The sequence below is a fragment of the Microbacterium sp. CBA3102 genome (assembly GCF_007954505.1).
Classification (GTDB): domain Bacteria; phylum Actinomycetota; class Actinomycetes; order Actinomycetales; family Microbacteriaceae; genus Microbacterium; species Microbacterium aurugineum.
In genome coordinates this window covers 1,061,374-1,078,675 of the sequence record NZ_CP042412.1, presented here as the reverse complement: position 1 = coordinate 1,078,675, position 17,302 = coordinate 1,061,374, and the positions used below count along the sequence as shown (strand labels likewise).

Below are 17,302 nucleotides of genomic sequence, written 5' to 3'. Positions count from 1 at the left end.
TGCGTCCGTCGGCGAGTCGCGCCTCGACACGCCGCCCCGCGCCCGCCACTCCTCCGTTTTCGCCTCCAGCGGCCGAGGAGAGGACGAGACGACTGACGCTGCCTGCGCGTCCGCCGCCGATATGAAGCACTCGTTTGCCACCATTCGAATGGTACGGTCATGGCATGAGAGCAACCATGGACAAGGCAGGGCGGATCGTGATCCCGGCCGCGCTCCGTGAGCGCGTCGGATTGATCCCCGGCCCGGTCGATCTCCTCCTCGACGGCAACGGCATCCGGATCGAGATCGACGCTCCGGACAACCTCATCGAGAAGGATGGCCGTCTCGTCATCACAGGCGGCCCGACACTCACTGTGGACGAGATCCGGGAGCTCCGACTTGCCGATCAGCGCTGATCTCCTCCTCGACACCAGTGCCGCGATCGCGCTGGTCCATGACCGGCACCCGGCACACGAACGGATGCTCGAGCTCACCCACGGTCGCGTCATCGGGCTCGCCGGGCATGCGGCCGTCGAGACGTACTCGGTGCTGACGCGCCTGCCGGGCGCCGCGCGCGTCAGCCCCGGTCGCGCGCAGGAGATCATCGACCGGTCGTTCCCCGCCTCCGCACCGCTTTCGCCGACGACGGCGGCGGCTGCGATCACCACCTTCGCCGAGGCGGGCATCGCAGGGGGCTCGGTGTACGACGGACTCGTGGGCCTGGCCGCACGGGAATCCGCCGTCCCACTACTCACGTGCGACCGTCGCGCCCTGGGCACGTATGCCGCGCTCCGGGTGGAGGTCCTCCTCGCCTGAGGGCGGCATCCCCACCGTCATGCGGGACAGGGCGACACGCCGCCCGCGGATAGACTGGGAGCCATGTCCAAGGTCCTCCAGTCCCTGCCCGTCGGCGAGCGCGTCGGCATCGCCTTCTCCGGAGGACTCGACACCTCCGTCGCCGTCGCGTGGATGCGCGAGAAGGGCGCCGTGCCCTTCACGTACACGGGCGACCTCGGCCAGTACGACGAAGACGACATCGAATCGATCCCCGGCCGCGCGCTGGAGTACGGCGCGGAGGCGTCGCGCCTGATCGACTGCAAGACCGCCCTGGTCGAAGAGGGCTTCGTCGCCCTCTCCTGCGGCGCGTTCCACATCCGCTCCGGCGGCAAGACCTACTTCAACACGACGCCCCTCGGTCGCGCCGTCACCGGCACCATGCTGGTGCGCGCCATGAAGGAGGACGGCGTCGACATCTGGGGCGATGGCTCCACCTACAAGGGCAACGACATCGAGCGGTTCTACCGCTACGGCCTGCTCGCCAACCCGCGTCTGCGCATCTACAAGCCGTGGCTCGACGCCGACTTCGTCACCGAGCTGGGCGGCCGCAAGGAGATGAGCGACTGGCTGGTCGCGCGCGACTTCCCGTACCGCGACTCCGCCGAGAAGGCCTACTCGACCGACGCCAACATCTGGGGCGCGACGCACGAGGCGAAGACGCTCGAGCACCTGGACGTCTCGCTCGAGACCGTCGACCCGATCATGGGCGTGAAGTTCTGGGACCCCTCCGTCGCGATCGAGACCGAAGACGTCACCGTCACCTTCGAGTCCGGTCGTCCGGTCGCGATCAACGGCGTCGAGTACAGCGACCCGGTCGCCCTCGTCATGGAGGCGAACACCATCGGCGGACGCCACGGCCTGGGCATGAGCGACCAGATCGAGAACCGCATCATCGAGGCCAAGTCCCGCGGTATCTACGAGGCCCCGGGCATGTCGCTGCTGTTCATCGCCTACGAGCGCCTGGTCAACGGCATCCTGAACGAGGACACGCTCGCCACCTACCACGAGCAGGGCCGCCGCCTCGGTCGCCTCATGTACGAGGGCCGCTGGTTGGAGCCGCAGTCGCTCATGCTGCGCGAGTCGATCCAGCGCTGGGTCGGCCTCACCATCTCGGGCACCGTGACGATCCGTCTGCGCCGCGGAGACGACTGGACCATCCTCGACACCGTCTCCCCGAACCTCTCCTACGGTCCGGAGAAGCTGTCGATGGAGCGGGTCGGCGATGCCGCATTCGGACCGGTCGACCGCATCGGCCAGCTCACCATGCGCAACCTCGACATCGCCGATTCGCGCGCACGTCTGGAGCAGTACGCGGGACTCGGCCTCGTGGGGGGCGCGACCGGCGAGCTCGTGGGTCGCGTGACGGCCGGCGAGTCGAGCGAGATCACCGAGTCGGTCCACGGGTCGATCTCCGAGGCCGATGAGACCCTGGCGGATGCCGTCGACTCCGCCTCCGAGGGTGCGGCCTTCGACTCCGGCACCGACTGATCCCGGACGCCTGACCCGGGGCCCAGCACGCACTCGGGTCTGCGCCGCACGCGGGTCTGCGCCGCACGCGGGTTTGCCGCGCACCTGCATGATCCGGCGACGAATGCATGACCGGCCCATCCGGATCGCTCATGCATCCGGGGAGCAGTCATGCATGTGGGACGAGCCATACCTGCGGGCCGAGCCATACCTGCCGCGCCGCACTCGGGTTTGCCGCGCACCTGCATGATCCGGCGACGAATGCATGACCGGCCCATCCGGATCGCTCATGCATCCGGGGAGCAGTCATGCATGTGGGACGAGCCATACCTGCGGGGCCGAGCCATGCCCGCGGGGCGGCGATCCTGAGAGCCGACTTCGAATCCACCCTCTATCTTGCACACTAGTGTGCATGATCGTATCCTGGACCGATGACAACTCGTGCACCCCGTCGCGACGCCGTCGAGAATCGCGCCGTCATCCTCGCCGCCGCACGGTCGACCCTGGCGGTCGACCCCTATGCCTCGATCGATGTCATCGCACGCACCGCGGGCCTCTCCCGTCGCACGCTCTACGGGCACTTCGACGATCGCGACGCCCTGATCCGCGAGCTCATCTCGACCGGAGCACAACGATTCAACTCGATCGCCGCCTCGATCGATGACGAGGATGCCCGGATCACCCTCGCCCGCCTCGCCGCGCGGCTCTGGCACGAGGCGGCGCACGTGCACCTCGCTGCGGCACTCGCGCTCGATGAGACGCATGTGGAACACACCGCGGCGGCACTCGCACCCCTGCGTCGCACCGTCGCCGACCTCGTGCGCCGCGGCCAGGAGGACGGGAGCTTCCGCACGGATCTCGCCGCGCCCACGCTCGCACGCTTGATCGAGGAGATGGCCCGCACCGTCGTCTCGCGCACGGATGCCACCAGCTCCGACGCGGCCGACGTCGCCGTGCGCACCGTGCTGAGCATCGCCGGACTTTCCTGGCGTGAAATCGACGACCTCCTCACCGCTCACCCCGACATCGACGCCACCGCACCCGCAGATCGGACGGCCCGCGCATGAAGATCGCCCTGCAGGACGTGAGCAAAGGACGCGGCGGTCAGGCCCTTCCCGCGACGTCGTTGGAATTCCACACCGGTGCCGTGCGCTTCGCCCTCGCCGAGACCGAACAGCGTCCGACCGTGCTCGGACTGATCGCGAGCGGCCGCATGCGCCCCGACACCGGACGGGTGAGCATCGACGGTACAACCGACCCGAAGGCGCTGCGCCGGCACCTCGCGCTGGTCGATGCCCCGGATGTCAGCGATCCGCATCCCGACATCACGCTCGCCGGCGTCGTGGGCGAAGAGCTCATGTTCGCCGGCGTCGGCGCCACACCACTGCACGCACGGCGCTGGCTCGCCCGGTTGGGGTTCGGTGAGCTCGCCTCGGTGCCGATCGGGAACATCGATCCTGCCGCCCGCGTGCGCATCCTGTGCGAACTCGCCGTGTTGCGCGAAGGCGTCGAGGGCCTGGTCCTCGTCTCCCCCGACCGGCACGGCGGACGTCCGGACGGCTGGTGGCGCATCGCCGGGGAGTTCGCCGACCGTGGCTACGCGATGCTCGTGATCGTCGGCGGCTCGGCAGCGGTCGCTCTGGAGCGGATGCACGAGTTCGATGCGATCAACGCCTCCGGACCCGTCGATCCGCTTCCCACACCCGCGCCCGCGCCCGAACCCGACCCCGGACCGGACCCCGAACCCGAGCCCGAGCCCGACCCCGGACCCGAACCCGGGCTGGTGGCCGACACACCAGATGTCGGACCGGACGGGGCAGAAGGTCCTGCATTTGGCGTGTCGGCGGACGCCACGAACCATGACGCGGACACCCCGCTTCCCCTGCACGAGGACCCCACAGAGAACGGAGGTGGGCGATGAAGGTTCCCGCCATGATCGCCGCCGAGCTGCGGCGACTGACTGCGAGCAGGATGGGGATCCTCGCCCTGGTCGCGCTGATCTGCGTGCCGATCCTCTACGGCGGCCTCTACCTTTGGGCGAACCAGGACCCGTATGCCAAGTTCCCCGAGGTTCCCGTCGCTCTGGTCGTCGACGACGCCGGTGCGCCCGCCCCCACCAGCGGCACCGAGCCGGCGACCGGCGAAGATGTGAACTACGGCGAGGATGTGGCCGAGAACCTCCTCGAGGGCAACGCCTTCGACTGGCAGCGGATGACGGCGGACGACGCCTCCGAGGCACTGCGGACGGGTGCCGTCGACTTCACCGTGACCATTCCGGCGGACTTCTCCACCGCACTGACCTCCGCCGCCGGCACGGACCCCCACCAAGCACGGATCGTCCTCGAGACCAACGACGCGAACAACTATCTCGCCTCGTCGATGGGTACCCAGGCCGTCGAGAAGATCCGCAGCTCGGTGGCTGAGATGGTCGGGAGCCAGGCGGCCGAGCGACTGCTCACCGGCCTCAGTGACGTGCGCGACAACCTCGTCACCGCGACGGAGGGGGCCACGCAGCTCGCGGACGGCGCGGGGACGGCCGCGACGGGGAGCTCCACGCTCGCAGACGGCACCGCCAAACTCGCGGACGGCACCGCTCAACTCGCGGCAGGAGCGCAGACGCTCGCGAGCGGCGCACAGCAGGTCAGCGCGGGGAACCGCCAGTTGGCGGACGTCGCCGACCGTGCCGGCGCGGCAGTCCAGCAGGCGACCAACGCCCTCCCGCAGGTGCGCACCGACATCGCGAACGCCCTGACGGAGCGGGGTCTCACCCCGGAGGAGATCGACCAGGTCCTGGCCACGCTCGACCCGCTGGGCTCCCGCCTGGAGGAGGGCAACGCGCAGGTGCAGAGCGCGGTCGGCAAAGTCGACCAGCTCGCCGACGGCGCCGCATCCCTGGCGTCCGGTGCCGCCGATCTCGCATCGGGGGCCGGCACGGTCGCGACCGGAGCTTCGGCCGCCAACACCGGCGCGGTCCAACTGCGGGACGGGCTCGCGACGCTCGCATCCGGAACGACGGAGCTGCGCGACGGGCTGTCCGCCGGCGTCGACGCGATCCCGTCCTCGACACCGGAGCTGCGGACACTGCAGGCCGATACGATCGCGGACCCCGTGAAGGTGTCGAGCGACAAGGTCGCGTCCGCGGAGGACTACGGCGCCGGCCTCGCACCGTTCTTCGCCGCGCTCTCGGCCTGGATCGGCATCTACGCACTGTTCCTGATCGTGAAGCCGATCTCTCGGCGCGCGATCACCGCCCTGCACTCGCCCATCCGCATCACGCTGGCCGGGTGGCTGACCCCCGCGATGCTGGGCGGCGTGCAGATGGTCGGGCTCATGGGCATCCTGGCCATCACCCTCGGCTTCACCTTCGACCACCCGCTCGGCACCCTCGGTGTGATGATGTTCGCCTCGGCCACCTTCGCGGCGATCATCCTCGCGCTCAATGTCTGGCTCGGGTCGGTCGGGCAGTTCCTCGGCCTGGTGCTGATGGTGCTGCAGCTGGTCACCGCGGGAGGGACGTTCCCCTGGCAGACGCTGCCCGGCCCCCTCGCCGCCCTCCATCACGTCCTCCCCCTGGGCTACGTGGTCGACGCGATGAGGCAGCTCATGTACGGCGGAGACTACGCACGCGCCGGGTGGGATCTGCTGGTCCTCGGAGCCTGGCTCGCCGGTGCGCTGCTGCTGGCGATGATCGGGGTGACGCGCATGACCCACCGGCGAACCCTGCGCGACCTGCAACCGAGCTTGATCGGCTGACGATCCCGGGCGTTCGTCGCGGGACACGCCGTGACGAGCGCCCGGCCGGATATGATGCGAAGGCGCGACCCTGATACGCGCACTGGGGCTCGATGGGACTGAGTTCCACATGTCTACCCGAAAGAGTTCTCGACGATGACGACCGATTCACAGGCATCCGCCGCACCCGCACGCCCCTCCCTGGGAGTCCGGATCGGACGCATCGCGTTCCTGGTGGTGGCCGCTGTCGTCGTGGTCGCCGTGGCCGCGGCGTTCTTCGTGACCTGGACGATCCAACGCTCCTTCCCGCAGACAGCCGGCACACTGGAGCTCGATGGGCTCCAGGCCGAGGTCACGGTGCAGCGAGACGCCCGCGGCATCCCGACGATCACGGCGGACTCCACCGACGACCTCTTCTATGCCCAGGGCTTCGTGCACGCCCAGGACCGGTTCTTCGAGATGGACTTCCGCCGCCACGTGACCGCGGGCCGAGTCGCGGAGATGTTCGGGGAGTCGCAGGCCGCGACCGATGCGTTCCTGCGCACCCTCGGCTGGCGCGACGTCGCCGAGGCCGAGGTCGAGGCGATGGACGACACCACGCGCGGTTACTACGAGGCCTACGCCGACGGGGTCAACGCCTACCTCGCTTCCCGCTCCGGAGCGGAGCTGTCGCTTGAATATGCAGTTCTCGGCATACAGAACCCGGACTACGCACCCGAGCCGTGGGAACCCGCCGACTCGGTCGCCTGGCTCAAGGCGATGGCCTGGGACCTCCGGGGCAACATCGAGAACGAGACCGAGCGCTCGCTCCTCGCCGCCGAGTCGAGCGAGGCCGACGAGACGACCACCGAGACCGGCGACCTGCTCGCGCAGCTCTACCCCGACTATCCGTTCGACGAGAATCCGGTGATCGTCCCCAAGATCTCCACGGTGCCGACTCTCGACACCGGCGCGGAGCCCGCCGCCTACACGCTCCCCGAGACCGAGGGCCAGATCCAGCAGGCGACCACGACGATCGAGTGGACCGAGACGTCGAGCGTCATCGAGGCGGCGAGCGAACTCGTCGGCGATGTGGGCGAGGGGATCGGCTCGAACTCCTGGGTGGTCTCCGGCGACCTCACCGAGAGCGGTGCACCGTTGCTGGCGAATGATCCGCACCTCGGCGCCTCCCTCCCTTCGGTCTGGTACCAGGTGCAGCTCACCTGCTCGACCGTGGACGACGACTGCCCGTTCGACGTCAGCGGCTTCTCGTTCTCGGGATTGCCCGGCATCGTGATCGGGCACAACAGCCAGGTCGCCTGGGGCTTCACCAACCTCACGACAGATGTCACCGACCTCTACGTCGAGCGCGTCGTCGGCGACGAGTACTGGCGCGACGGGAAGCTGGTACCGCTCGAGCAGCGCACCGAGACGATCAAGGTCGCCGGCTCCGACGACATCGAGTTGACCATCCGCTCGACCGTGCACGGGCCGATCATCTCGGGGCTCACCGACGACTTCACAGCGATCGCCGACGACCCCGCACCCGCCCTCGACGCCGGTGGTGCCACCACTCCCGCGCCCGGCGCAGAGGACGACGCCGAGTACGCGGTCAGCCTGCGCTGGACCGCCCTCGACCCGGGCACGACAGCGACCGCGATCTTCGCCCTGGGCACTGCGCAGGACTTCGAGGACTTCCGCTACGCCGCGTCCCTCTTCGACGTGCCGGCCCAGAACCTGATCTACGCCGACACGGAGGGCAACATCGGCTACCAGACGCCCGGCCGACTCCCGATCCGGGGCGCCGGCGACGGGTGGATGCCGCAGCCAGGATGGGACAGCAGCTACGACTGGACCGGGTACATCCCGTTCGAGGAACTGCCGGTGTCGTACAACCCCAGCTCGGGGTACATCGTGACCGCGAACAACGCGATCGTGGCGGATGACTACTCCTACTTCCTCTCCCGCGACTGGGACTACGGGTACCGGGCGGCGCGCATCGCGCACCTGATCGAACGACGCGCGGCGGCCGCTCCGCTGACCGCCCAGGACATGCGCGACATCCAGATGGACAACGAGATGTGGATCGGCAAGCACCTCGTGACCGTGATGGGCGACGTCGAGGTGAGCGGAGCCGGCCCGAAGGAAGCCGTGGAACTGCTGACCACGTGGGACGCCCAGAACTCGGCATCCTCCGCCGCGGCCGCCTATGCCAACGTGCTCTGGTCGAACCTCGTGCAGAACATCTTCGCCGAACGTGAACAGCCGCTCCCCATCGACGGGCAGGGCCGGCTCTTCACGGTGGTGGCCGACTTGTTCGAGGACCCGTCCGACCCGCTGTGGACCAACACAGCGCTCGGCGTCGACGGGATGGACTCCATGCTGAAGCTCTCGGCGGAACAGGCCTACGAGGAGCTCTCCGCGCTGCAGGGTGAAGACGTCCTGCGGTGGAACTGGGGCGACCTCCACGCGATCACCCTCACGAGCGACACCCTCGGCTCCTCCGGCATCGCGCCGATCGAAGCGCTGTTCAACCGGGGCCCGTTCCCCGTGGGCGGCGGAGCGTCCGTGGTGAACGCGACCGGATGGGCGCTCGGCGTCTCGTACGCGACGACGACGGTGCCCTCGATGCGCATGGTCGTCGACCTCTCGGACTTCGATGCGTCGACCTGGAACCACCTCACCGGGGCGTCCGGCCACGCCTTCCACGCGAACTACACCGACCAGACCGAGGACTGGGCCGCCGGCGTGCAGACGCCGTGGGCCTTCACCGAGAAGGCCGTCACAGGGGCGACCGTCGACACCCTGGTGCTGACCCCGGCCGGTTGAACCGTCGCGAGCGGCGGCGTCGGAAGCGGCGCCACAGGGTGCTCGGCTAGCGTGGGTGGGTGCCATCCAGTTACCTCGCCCCGAAGGGCACTCCCGCCACGCTCCTGGAGTTCGAGCACGGGGGCGCGACGCTCATCGCAGAGACGTTCGGAGAAGGCCCCCACACCTATCTGCTCCTGCACGGCATCGGCATGGGACGCAGCGTCTACCTCGACATCGTGCAACGGCTCGAGGGGCGCGTGATCGCACTCGACCTCCCCGGATTCGGTGAGGCGCCCGAACCGACGCGCACCCTCACCATGGAGCGGCACGCCGACCTGGTCGCGGCTTATCTGACGCACGTGGGGGCGAGTCCGGTCATCGTGATCGGCCACTCGATGGGAAGTCAGATCGCGGCCGAGCTCGCGGCGCGGCATCCCTCCCTCGTCGAAGGCGTGGTCCTGGCCGGCCCCACCGTGAACAAGGCGGCGCGCAACGTCGGTGCCCAAGCGCGGTACCTGCTGCTCGACCTGATCGGCGAACGCCCGTTGGTGCTCTGGCGCGGGGCGAGGGAGTACCTGCGCGGCGGCCCGCACCTGATCCGGAAGATGCGCGCGACCATCGTGCACGAGCCCGAAGACGCGTTCGTCCGCATCGAGTGCCCCGTGCTCGTGCTCCGCGGTGAGAGCGACCCGTTGGCGCCGCTGAGCTGGTGCCGCGAAATCCTCGACGCCATCCCCGGCGCCGCCCTCGAAGTCATCCCCGACCACGGTCACGGCACCCTGATCAGCGACTCCGAGCCCGCAGCCCGGCTGATCCACGAGTTCGCCGCCCGCCTCTGACCCCTCACCGACCGTCGGCGTTCACAACTCAGGACGCAACGCGCCCTCGCCTCTGGGCGGCGCCTCCTTGCTCAGATCCAGGTCGTCTTTCCTGATCTACGAACACCGCGCCCCGCGAACCTCCCCCCGAACACGTCGATGATTTCTCGAAGAGCGGCCTGAACCGAGAGCGGACTACGAAGGATGTCGGCCGCGAGGGGACGAATCGTCACGTAGCCCGCGCGTGCGGCTGCGATGTCGCGATGGCGATCCTGCTGTTGCTTTCCCCATCCCTCGTGAAACTCCCTGCTGTCACATTCGATGATCAGCCAGCCGTCCACGATGAAGTCGACGTAGCCGACACCCGAGATGAGGACCTGGGTCTCATACGCGAGCCCGAGCGCCCGCAGTATGAGACGAACGAGCGTCTCAGGCCCGGACGCCGCTGACGAATCTACAAGACGCAGGAGCGGTCGGTGCCGCGCCGGCAGATCCTCGAAGAGCGCCTGCAGCTCCGCCATCGTCATGAGGCCGTGGTGAGTCAGGCTGTCGAGCGTGGCAACCGTGGCACGAGGTGTCTGACAACGAACGGCGTGGCGTACCGCTGAATGAAGAGTCGACACATGCAGCAGCTGCGCGTCCGGCTCATCGACCCAATGGAGATGCGGCGCATCGGCCTTTCGGGCGGGGAGACGCGAACTGTTCCTCGGCACCTGCACGTGCAGCCTCGTGTTGGTCAGGACGAAGACTCCGATGACCTGCAACAAGGACAGACATGTGAGTCGGCCTCCTGCGCGGACCGCTTCGATGACCGTCCGATCAATGCCCGGGCGTGCGTATCTGTTCCTGCGCGGACGAAGGAGATGCCCCGCGCGCACTGCGGCTGTCACTTCGCGCGACGTCATACCGCCATGTAGGAGATCTTCGCGGGTGTGGAGCATCGGCGTGAAGAGCGCGGTCGCACGCTGTCCTGGAGTGAGGTTCTGCACGGATCGAGACTGGCGGGGCTGACGACTCCGAGGGCTGCTCCACCAGGCAATGTGAATGACTTCTGCTGATCGTCGAGATGTGCAGACTGGGTGGTGTCGTCACCGATCCACCCTTCCTGGCGGATGTCGTTCACAATTCAGGAAACTCGGGGGCATAAGGCATCAACGTGGTCTGATTCCGCCTGCCCCCGCCGACTTCTCCTGAATTGCGAACCGCGTCACGGTCTAAAGGGCCCAGAACACCCTGCCCGGCCGGCGCGGCACCGGCGCGGCACCGGCGCGACACCCGGGGGGGGGGTCAGCCGGCGGCGGGCGGGGTCTGCTTCGACTCGGCGAGCTCGTCCACGACGAGGCCCCGCTGCTCGATGGTTCCGTTGCGATAGGCCTGCCGCCCGACCATGTGCGCCGAGAGCGGAGCGGTCGCGAACTGCATCAGCACGATCGGCGCGATGAGCACGAGACCGACCAGGATGCCGCCGATCGACCGCTGAGACAGGGCGATGGCGATGCAGATGAGCAGGAGTCCGAGGACCTGTGGCTTGGTGGCCGCGTGCAGACGGGAGGGCACATCCCGGAAGTGCAGCAGTCCGACCGCCGCCGACAGGCACAGCACGGCGCCGAGCAGGATGAGCACCAGGACCGCCACGTCGACGACGGCATCCGGGATCATGAGACCGAACACGTTCATGGTGTCGTGTTGTCCCTTCTCGCGACGAACCGGGCCACCGCGATCGACCCGAACACTCCGATGGCCGCGATGATGAGGAGGACGGGGATGTTCCGGGTGTGACCGTTGATCGCCATCTCCGCACCGATCACGCACATCACCTCGGTGAGGAGCACGTCGGAGGCGACGGCGCGGTCGAGGATCGACGGTCCGCGCACGATACGGATCAGGGCGAGGATCGCGGCGATGCCGAAGACGACCATGATCAGCAGGAGCAGGAGGTTCATCGGACACCTCCCTTCGATCCGAGTCCGGCCCGTTCGTCGGCCTTGAGTGCACGGTACTGCGCGGGGTCGCCGAGCGCACGCACGATCCTGCGCTCCCACCGGAGCACCCCGGCGCGTTGCTTCTCCACGTCGTCGGTCGTCCGGACGCCGATGACGTGCAGGTACAGGATGCGTCGGTCTCGATCAGTCTCGACGACCAGCGAACCGGGGATCAGTGAGGACACCACGGCGACGTGCGTCATCACCAGGTCGTCGGCGTAGCGCAGGGGCACCGCGACGATGGCTGTGCCCGGCTGGCGGCGGAAGTCGAACACCTGCACCGTGACCGAGAGCGCGCCGTTGAGCACGGCGAAGAGGAACTGCACGACGAAGAGCGCCGCGTACCAGAGGTTGACTCGACCGGAGAGGGCGACGGTGGGCAGCCGGAAGACGCGGGTGACGAAGATCGCGACGATCAGTCCGGTGAGGAAGGACAGCACGGTGAACTGCGCCCACAACAGCATCCAGAGCACGACGAGCCACGCCAGGAAGGGCAGCTGCACCCGGATGTCGCGCCAGAGATGACGTCGGGTCTCGCGCACCATCAGCCCACCTCCTCTTCCAGCTGCACCAGGCTCACCGGCTGCAGCAGGGCGGCACCGATACGGTCGCACAGGGCGTAGAGGGGACCGGCGAAGACGGTGAGGGCGAGGGTGACCGCGACCATCCCCCCGGTCGCGACGGTCATGATCTTCGGGATGCGACGCCGCTCCTGCTGCTCGTCGGCGGCCGGGGCGTTGCCGAGGTAGGAGATGCGACCCTCGGTCTCGGTGGAGTCCTCCTCCTCACGCCAGAACGCGAGGTTCCAGGCGCGCATGAGGGCGTACAGCGTGAGCAGCGAGGTGATGATGCCACCGAAGATCAGCACGAGCATGAGCGGGGTGCCGACGGAGGCCGCCGCCTCGAACAGTGCGAACTTGCCGATGAACCCCGAGAAGGGTGGCAGGCCACCGAGGTTGATCGCGGGCACGAAGTACAGCACGGCGATCACGGGGGCGACCTTGAGGAGTCCCTTGACCCGCAGGATCGATGTGCTGCCCGCTCGACGTTCCACGAGGCCGACCGCGAGGAACAGGGTCGTCTGCACGACGATGTGGTGGACGATGTAGTACACCGTCGCACCGATCGCGGCCGGTGTCGCGATCGCGAGACCGAAGATCATGTAGCCGACATGGCTGACCAGGGTGAACGACAGGATTCGTTTGAGCTCCGCCTGCGCGACCGCACCGAGCACCCCGACGATCATGGTGGCGAGCGCGATGATGAGCAGCAGGGTGTCGATGCTGTTCGAGGCGAAGAGCTGCGTCTCGGTGCGGATCAGCGCGTACACGCCGACCTTGGTCAACAGGCCTGCGAACACGGCGGTGACCGGGGCGGGCGCGGTCGGGTAGGAGTCCGGCAGCCAGAAGGACACCGGGAAGATGGCCGCCTTGATGCCGAATGCCACGACCAGCATCAGGTGCAGCACCAGCTGCGTCTCCTGCGGGAGCTCCGACATCCGCTCGGCGATCTGCGCCATGTTGACCGTGCCGAGCGCACCGTAGATCATCGCGATCGACGCCAGGAACAGGATCGACGACACCAGCGAGACGACGATGTAGACCGCGCCGGTGCGGATCCGGGACTCGGTGCTGCCGAGGGTGATCAGGACGTACGAGGCGACGAGCAGGATCTCGAAGCCGACGTAGAGGTTGAAGAGGTCGCCCGCGATGAAGGCGTTGAAGATACCGGCGGCCAGGATCAGGTAGGACGGGTTGAAGATCGAGATCGGCGTCTCGTCGGTGCCGTCGGCCGCACCCTGGCCGACCGAGAAGAGCAGGACCGCGACCAGCACGATGCTCGAGATCAGCACCAGAAGCGCAGCGAGCCGGTCGACGTAGAGCACGATGCCGAACGGGACGGGCCAGCCGCCGACGGACACCGCGAGCGGCTCACCTCCGTCGACCACCACGAGGAGGATCGCGGCGATCACCGAGACCGCGGCGAGCGTCGCGACGGTGACGACGACCTGGAGCCGTGGGTTCCGGCCGAAGACGAGCGTGACCGCGGCTCCCAGGAGCGGCAGGGCGACGAGGAGCGGGACGAGGGCGGTCATGGCTTGCCCTCCTCGTTCTGTCCGTGGTCGTGACGTTCGTCGTGGTCTGCGTCGCCACCCCAATCGGTGGGCGCATCGAAGGGTGCGTCGTCATGGATGGAGGAGTGATCACGCATGTGCAGCACCGTGATCGGCGACGTCTGCACCCCGACGAAGTCCGTGGTGGCCTCGTCGTCGTCGGTCTCGGACTCATCGTCCATGAGGTCTTCGTCGGCGTCGGTGCGCTCGCGGAGCGCGATGTCGGCCTCGTCGTCCTCGACGGTGTCGGCTTGGCCGAGCTGCCAGGAGCGGTAGATGAGGGCGAGGAGGAAGGCCGAGACCGCGAACGTGATCACGATGGCGGTGAGGGTGAGCGCCTGCGGGAGCGGGTCGCTCATCTCGCCTTCGGTACCGAAGAACGGAGCGTTGCCCGGCACTCCCATCACGATCAGGAGCAGCAGGTTGGTTGCGTTGCCGAGCAGCAGGAAGCCGATCAGCACGCGGGTCAGGCTACGCTCCAGCATCGCGTACACGCCGCAGGCGAAGAGCACGGCCATGATGATGATCAGGGTGAGGGAGACGTCCATCAGCGGCTCCTCCCCTCACGGGAGAGGAAGCCTTCGGGGCCCGGTGTGGACCGGAGGGCAGCCTGCCGATCGACCTCGGCGCCGAGGCTGCGCAGGACGTCGAGGACCAGACCGATCACGACCAGGTACACGCCCACGTCGAAGATGGTCGAGGTGACGAACTCCATGTGCCCGATGCCGGGGATCTCCCATTCCCAGAAGGTGCTGGTCAGCGGTGCGAGGCCGAAGAAGAGCGGCACGACCGCGGTGCCGACGGCGAGGATCAACCCGGTACCCAGGAGTCGCCCGGCGTCGGTGGGCGCCGCGGCGCCGAGCTCCCACCGGCCCCCGGCGATATATCGCATGACCAAAGCCATACCGGCGACGAGCCCTCCGGCGAAGCCTCCGCCCGGAAGGTTGTGCCCGGAGAACAGCAGGAAGATCGAGACCACGATGATCGTGTGGAACAGGATTCGGACGATCACTTCGAGCAGGATCGAGCGGTTCTCGGGCTTCATCCTCTGTCCGCCGACGAGCCAGGCACGCGGGCTGCTCTCGTTCTCGGATGTCTGGAAGCGGATGCCCTCGGTGGTCTCGACGAGCGGGCGGCTGCGGGCGGCCTTGCGGGTGGCCCGCGGCAGATTCTTCGTGCCCGCCAGAAGGTCGGCCCGGTGCGTGACGAACACCAGGGAAGCCACACCCGTCGCGGCCAGGACGAGCACCGAGAGCTCGCCCATCGTGTCCCAGCCGCGCAGGTCGACCAGCGCCACATTGACCACGTTCTTGCCGTGGCCGATCTCGTAGGCGATCTCGGGGAAGATCTCCGAGATCGGGTCGGCGATCCGGGACTGGGTCGCCACGACGGCGATGAAGGCCATCGTGACGCCGACGCCGATCGCGAGCAGCGCGCGCGGAACCCGGCCGACGGAGGCGTTGTGCTCGCCCATCCGCGCGGGGAGGCGACGGAGCACGAGTGCGAACGTGACCATCGTGACGGTCTCGATGAGGATCTGCGTGAGAGCGAGATCCGGGGCGCCGCTCGTGGCGAAGAGGACCACCATCCCCAGGCCGGTGACCGACACCAGGACCACTCCTGTGTAGCGCTTCTGCGCACGGACCGCGAAGACTCCGGCGATCGCCATGATCGGCGCCACGACGATCTGGGCGGGGGTGTGCCATGCCGACAGGTTGTAGCGATCGATATCACTCGCGATGAGCGCCGTCACTTCTGCGGAGACGAACACCACGAAGATGGTGCCAACGTACACCGGCAGGGAGCCTCGCTGGGTGAGCGTGGTGCTCAGGACCGACAGGCGGTCAACGCCGCGCATGACGAGGTAGTACACGTCCGCCGCCGTGAAGCGCAGCAGGCGGGCCTTGCGATCCCATCCGGTCTTGCGGCTGAGCAGGAAGAGCCCGATGCCGAGCAGGATCGAGAGGATCGAGATGCCCAGTGCAGGTTCGAAGCCGTGCCAGAGGGCGAGATGCCCCGGACCCTCGACGGCTTCTCCGGCGTGGTCGAGCCCGGGGCTCGCGGTGAGCGCGTACCCCTGCAGGGCGACGTCGAGCGCAGGGGCGCCGATTCCCGCGGCGAGGGTGACACCGGCGAGGATGATCGGTGCCGACAGGAATCCCACCGGAGGGTCGGGCCAGGCGGTGTCCGGGAGCTGCTGTCCCTGCTCATCACGCTTCTTCCAGAAGGCCCCCCAGAGGAAGCGGGCCCCATATGCCGCAGTCAGCATGGAACCGAGGACCACCCCGATGAGCGCGACCAGACCCCACGGGGATCCTCCCAGCGCATCGTCGAGAAGAGCGGTGAGGGTCGATTCCTTCGCGACGAAACCGATGGTCGGAGCGATGCCGACCATCGAGGCGATGGAGATGAATGCCGCCGTCGCCATGACGGGAGCCTGGCGTCCGACACCGGAGAGCTCGGTGATGTCTCGCGTGGAGAGCTGACGGTCGATGACGCCGACGATCAGGAACAGGGCCGATTTGAACAGCGCGTGACCGATGACCAGGGCGAGGCCCGCGAGTGCCGCGGCTTGGGTGCCGTAGCCGACGACCACGGCGAAGAAGCCGAGCTGGCTGACCGTGCCGAACGCGAGGATGCGCTTGAGGTCGGTCTCACGCAGCGCCTGGATGCCGCCGATCAGCATCGTCAGGATGCCGAGGGTGATGACGATGGGGCGCCACGGCGCGCTGAACGCGAAGATCGGGGCGAACCGGGCGATCAGATAGATACCTGCCTTCACCATCGCCGCCGCGTGCAGATAGGCGCTGACGGGAGTGGGCGCGGCCATCGCGCCGGGAAGCCAGAAGTGGAACGGGAACAGCGCTGACTTGCTGATCGCTCCGACCAGCAGCATGACGATCGCGGCATCCACGATCGGTCCGGACGGCGCGATCTCGAGGATCTCGCGGATGCTCGAAGTGCCGGTGTCGACGACCAGCAGCACGACTCCGACGAACATCACGAGTCCGCCGAGCGTGGTCACGAGGAGTGCTTGGAGCGCTGCGCGTCGGCTGGCGGCACGGCGCCGGTAGTGACCGATGAGGAGGTAGGAGAGGATGCTCGTCAGTTCCCAGAACATGACCAGCATCACGAGGTCGTCGGTCAGGACGAGACCGTACATCGCGCCGGCGAAACCGAGCAGCACCCCGGCGAACTGACCGATGCCCGCGGTGTCATCGTGGAAGTACCACCGGCAGTAGAGCAGCACGAGGGCGCCGACCCCCGTGACGATGAGTGTAAGCACCCAGCCGAGCACGTCCATGTTCATGGACAGGTTGAGGCCGAGTTGCGGGATCCAGGCGACCGACTCGAACGGAACCGGACCATCGAGGACCTGTGGCGTCAGCACCAGCGCATGCACGAAGGCGGCAGCCGGGACGAGGGCCGCGATCGCGAACGCCTGAGCTCCGAGCCAGCGCACCAGAACGGGCATCAACAGCGACCCGAGGAGGAACACGGCGAGGAGCGTCAGCATATACGCGGCTCCCTCGGGGGTCGTCGGCCCCACAGCTCTCGCGGGGGTCTCGCGTCCAGTTTACCGG

At 68.1% G+C, this 17,302-nt stretch carries 15 protein-coding genes; 8 read left to right on the top strand and 7 right to left on the bottom strand.

The genetic code is table 11. The features are described 5' to 3' along the window. The first annotated feature begins 164 nt into the window (after positions 1 to 164). The 8 genes from FGL91_RS05240 (at position 165) to FGL91_RS05200 (ending at position 9,644) form a co-directional block, all read left to right on the top strand. Positions 165 to 395, top strand: coding sequence for an AbrB/MazE/SpoVT family DNA-binding domain-containing protein (locus FGL91_RS05240; RefSeq protein ID WP_227991904.1), 231 nt, complete (start codon positions 165 to 167; stop codon positions 393 to 395). Continuing rightward, entirely contained in the window at positions 379 to 795 is a 417-nt protein-coding gene (locus FGL91_RS05235) for a PIN domain-containing protein (RefSeq protein ID WP_131491598.1), read from the top strand. Before FGL91_RS05240 ends, FGL91_RS05235 begins: the two co-directional genes overlap by 17 nt. 63 nt (positions 796 to 858) lie before the next feature. Then, complete coding sequence (argG, locus tag FGL91_RS05230; RefSeq protein ID WP_131491599.1) at positions 859 to 2,304, top strand: argininosuccinate synthase; 1,446 nt, start codon at positions 859 to 861, stop codon at positions 2,302 to 2,304. A 410-nt stretch (positions 2,305 to 2,714) separates the two neighbouring features. Then, entirely contained in the window at positions 2,715 to 3,350 is a 636-nt protein-coding gene (locus tag FGL91_RS05225) for a TetR/AcrR family transcriptional regulator (RefSeq protein ID WP_131491600.1), read from the top strand. Next, positions 3,347 to 4,204 (top strand): hypothetical protein, encoded by an 858-nt coding sequence (locus FGL91_RS05220; RefSeq protein WP_194239317.1) that lies wholly within the window; start codon positions 3,347 to 3,349, stop codon positions 4,202 to 4,204. Before FGL91_RS05225 ends, FGL91_RS05220 begins: the two co-directional genes overlap by 4 nt. Then, positions 4,201 to 6,036, top strand: a complete 1,836-nt coding sequence (locus tag FGL91_RS05210; protein WP_153243275.1) for a YhgE/Pip family protein — start codon at positions 4,201 to 4,203, stop codon at positions 6,034 to 6,036. The genes FGL91_RS05220 and FGL91_RS05210 overlap by 4 nt, the downstream gene beginning before the upstream one ends. Positions 6,037 to 6,171: 135 nt before the next feature. Beyond that, positions 6,172 to 8,823 (top strand): penicillin acylase family protein, encoded by a 2,652-nt coding sequence (locus tag FGL91_RS05205; protein ID WP_153243274.1) that lies wholly within the window; start codon positions 6,172 to 6,174, stop codon positions 8,821 to 8,823. Positions 8,824 to 8,882: 59 nt separating this feature from the next. Continuing rightward, positions 8,883 to 9,644, top strand: a complete 762-nt coding sequence (locus FGL91_RS05200) for an alpha/beta fold hydrolase (RefSeq protein ID WP_047523443.1) — start codon at positions 8,883 to 8,885, stop codon at positions 9,642 to 9,644. 71 nt (positions 9,645 to 9,715) lie between these two features. On the opposite strand, the gene FGL91_RS05195 is transcribed toward FGL91_RS05200, so the two are convergent. The 7 genes from FGL91_RS05195 to FGL91_RS05165 form a co-directional block, all read right to left on the bottom strand. Next, a complete protein-coding gene (locus FGL91_RS05195; protein WP_153243273.1) occupies positions 9,716 to 10,612 on the bottom strand; it encodes an endonuclease domain-containing protein in 897 nt (298 codons plus the stop codon). Positions 10,613 to 10,910: 298 nt separating this feature from the next. Beyond that, positions 10,911 to 11,300: a monovalent cation/H(+) antiporter subunit G gene (gene mnhG, locus FGL91_RS05190; protein ID WP_153243272.1), complete on the bottom strand. Its 390-nt coding sequence runs from the start codon at positions 11,298 to 11,300 to the stop codon at positions 10,911 to 10,913. Further along, positions 11,297 to 11,566 carry a monovalent cation/H+ antiporter complex subunit F gene (locus FGL91_RS05185; protein WP_153243271.1) on the bottom strand — a complete coding sequence of 90 codons (270 nt, stop codon included), beginning with the start codon at positions 11,564 to 11,566 and terminating at the stop codon, positions 11,297 to 11,299. The genes mnhG and FGL91_RS05185 overlap by 4 nt, the downstream gene beginning before the upstream one ends. Beyond that, the gene (locus FGL91_RS05180; RefSeq protein WP_153243270.1) at positions 11,563 to 12,150 is read right to left on the bottom strand and encodes a Na+/H+ antiporter subunit E; all 588 of its coding nucleotides are present in this window, start codon (positions 12,148 to 12,150) and stop codon (positions 11,563 to 11,565) included. Before FGL91_RS05180 ends, FGL91_RS05185 begins: the two co-directional genes overlap by 4 nt. Next, on the bottom strand, positions 12,150 to 13,700 hold the full coding sequence (locus tag FGL91_RS05175) for a Na+/H+ antiporter subunit D (RefSeq protein WP_047523454.1): 1,551 nt from the start codon (positions 13,698 to 13,700) through the stop codon (positions 12,150 to 12,152). Before FGL91_RS05175 ends, FGL91_RS05180 begins: the two co-directional genes overlap by 1 nt. Continuing rightward, positions 13,697 to 14,266 (bottom strand): Na(+)/H(+) antiporter subunit C, encoded by a 570-nt coding sequence (locus FGL91_RS05170; RefSeq protein ID WP_153243269.1) that lies wholly within the window; start codon positions 14,264 to 14,266, stop codon positions 13,697 to 13,699. The genes FGL91_RS05175 and FGL91_RS05170 overlap by 4 nt, the downstream gene beginning before the upstream one ends. After that, complete coding sequence (locus FGL91_RS05165; protein ID WP_153243268.1) at positions 14,266 to 17,235, bottom strand: Na+/H+ antiporter subunit A; 2,970 nt, start codon at positions 17,233 to 17,235, stop codon at positions 14,266 to 14,268. The genes FGL91_RS05170 and FGL91_RS05165 overlap by 1 nt, the downstream gene beginning before the upstream one ends. Positions 17,236 to 17,302 lie beyond the last annotated feature (67 nt).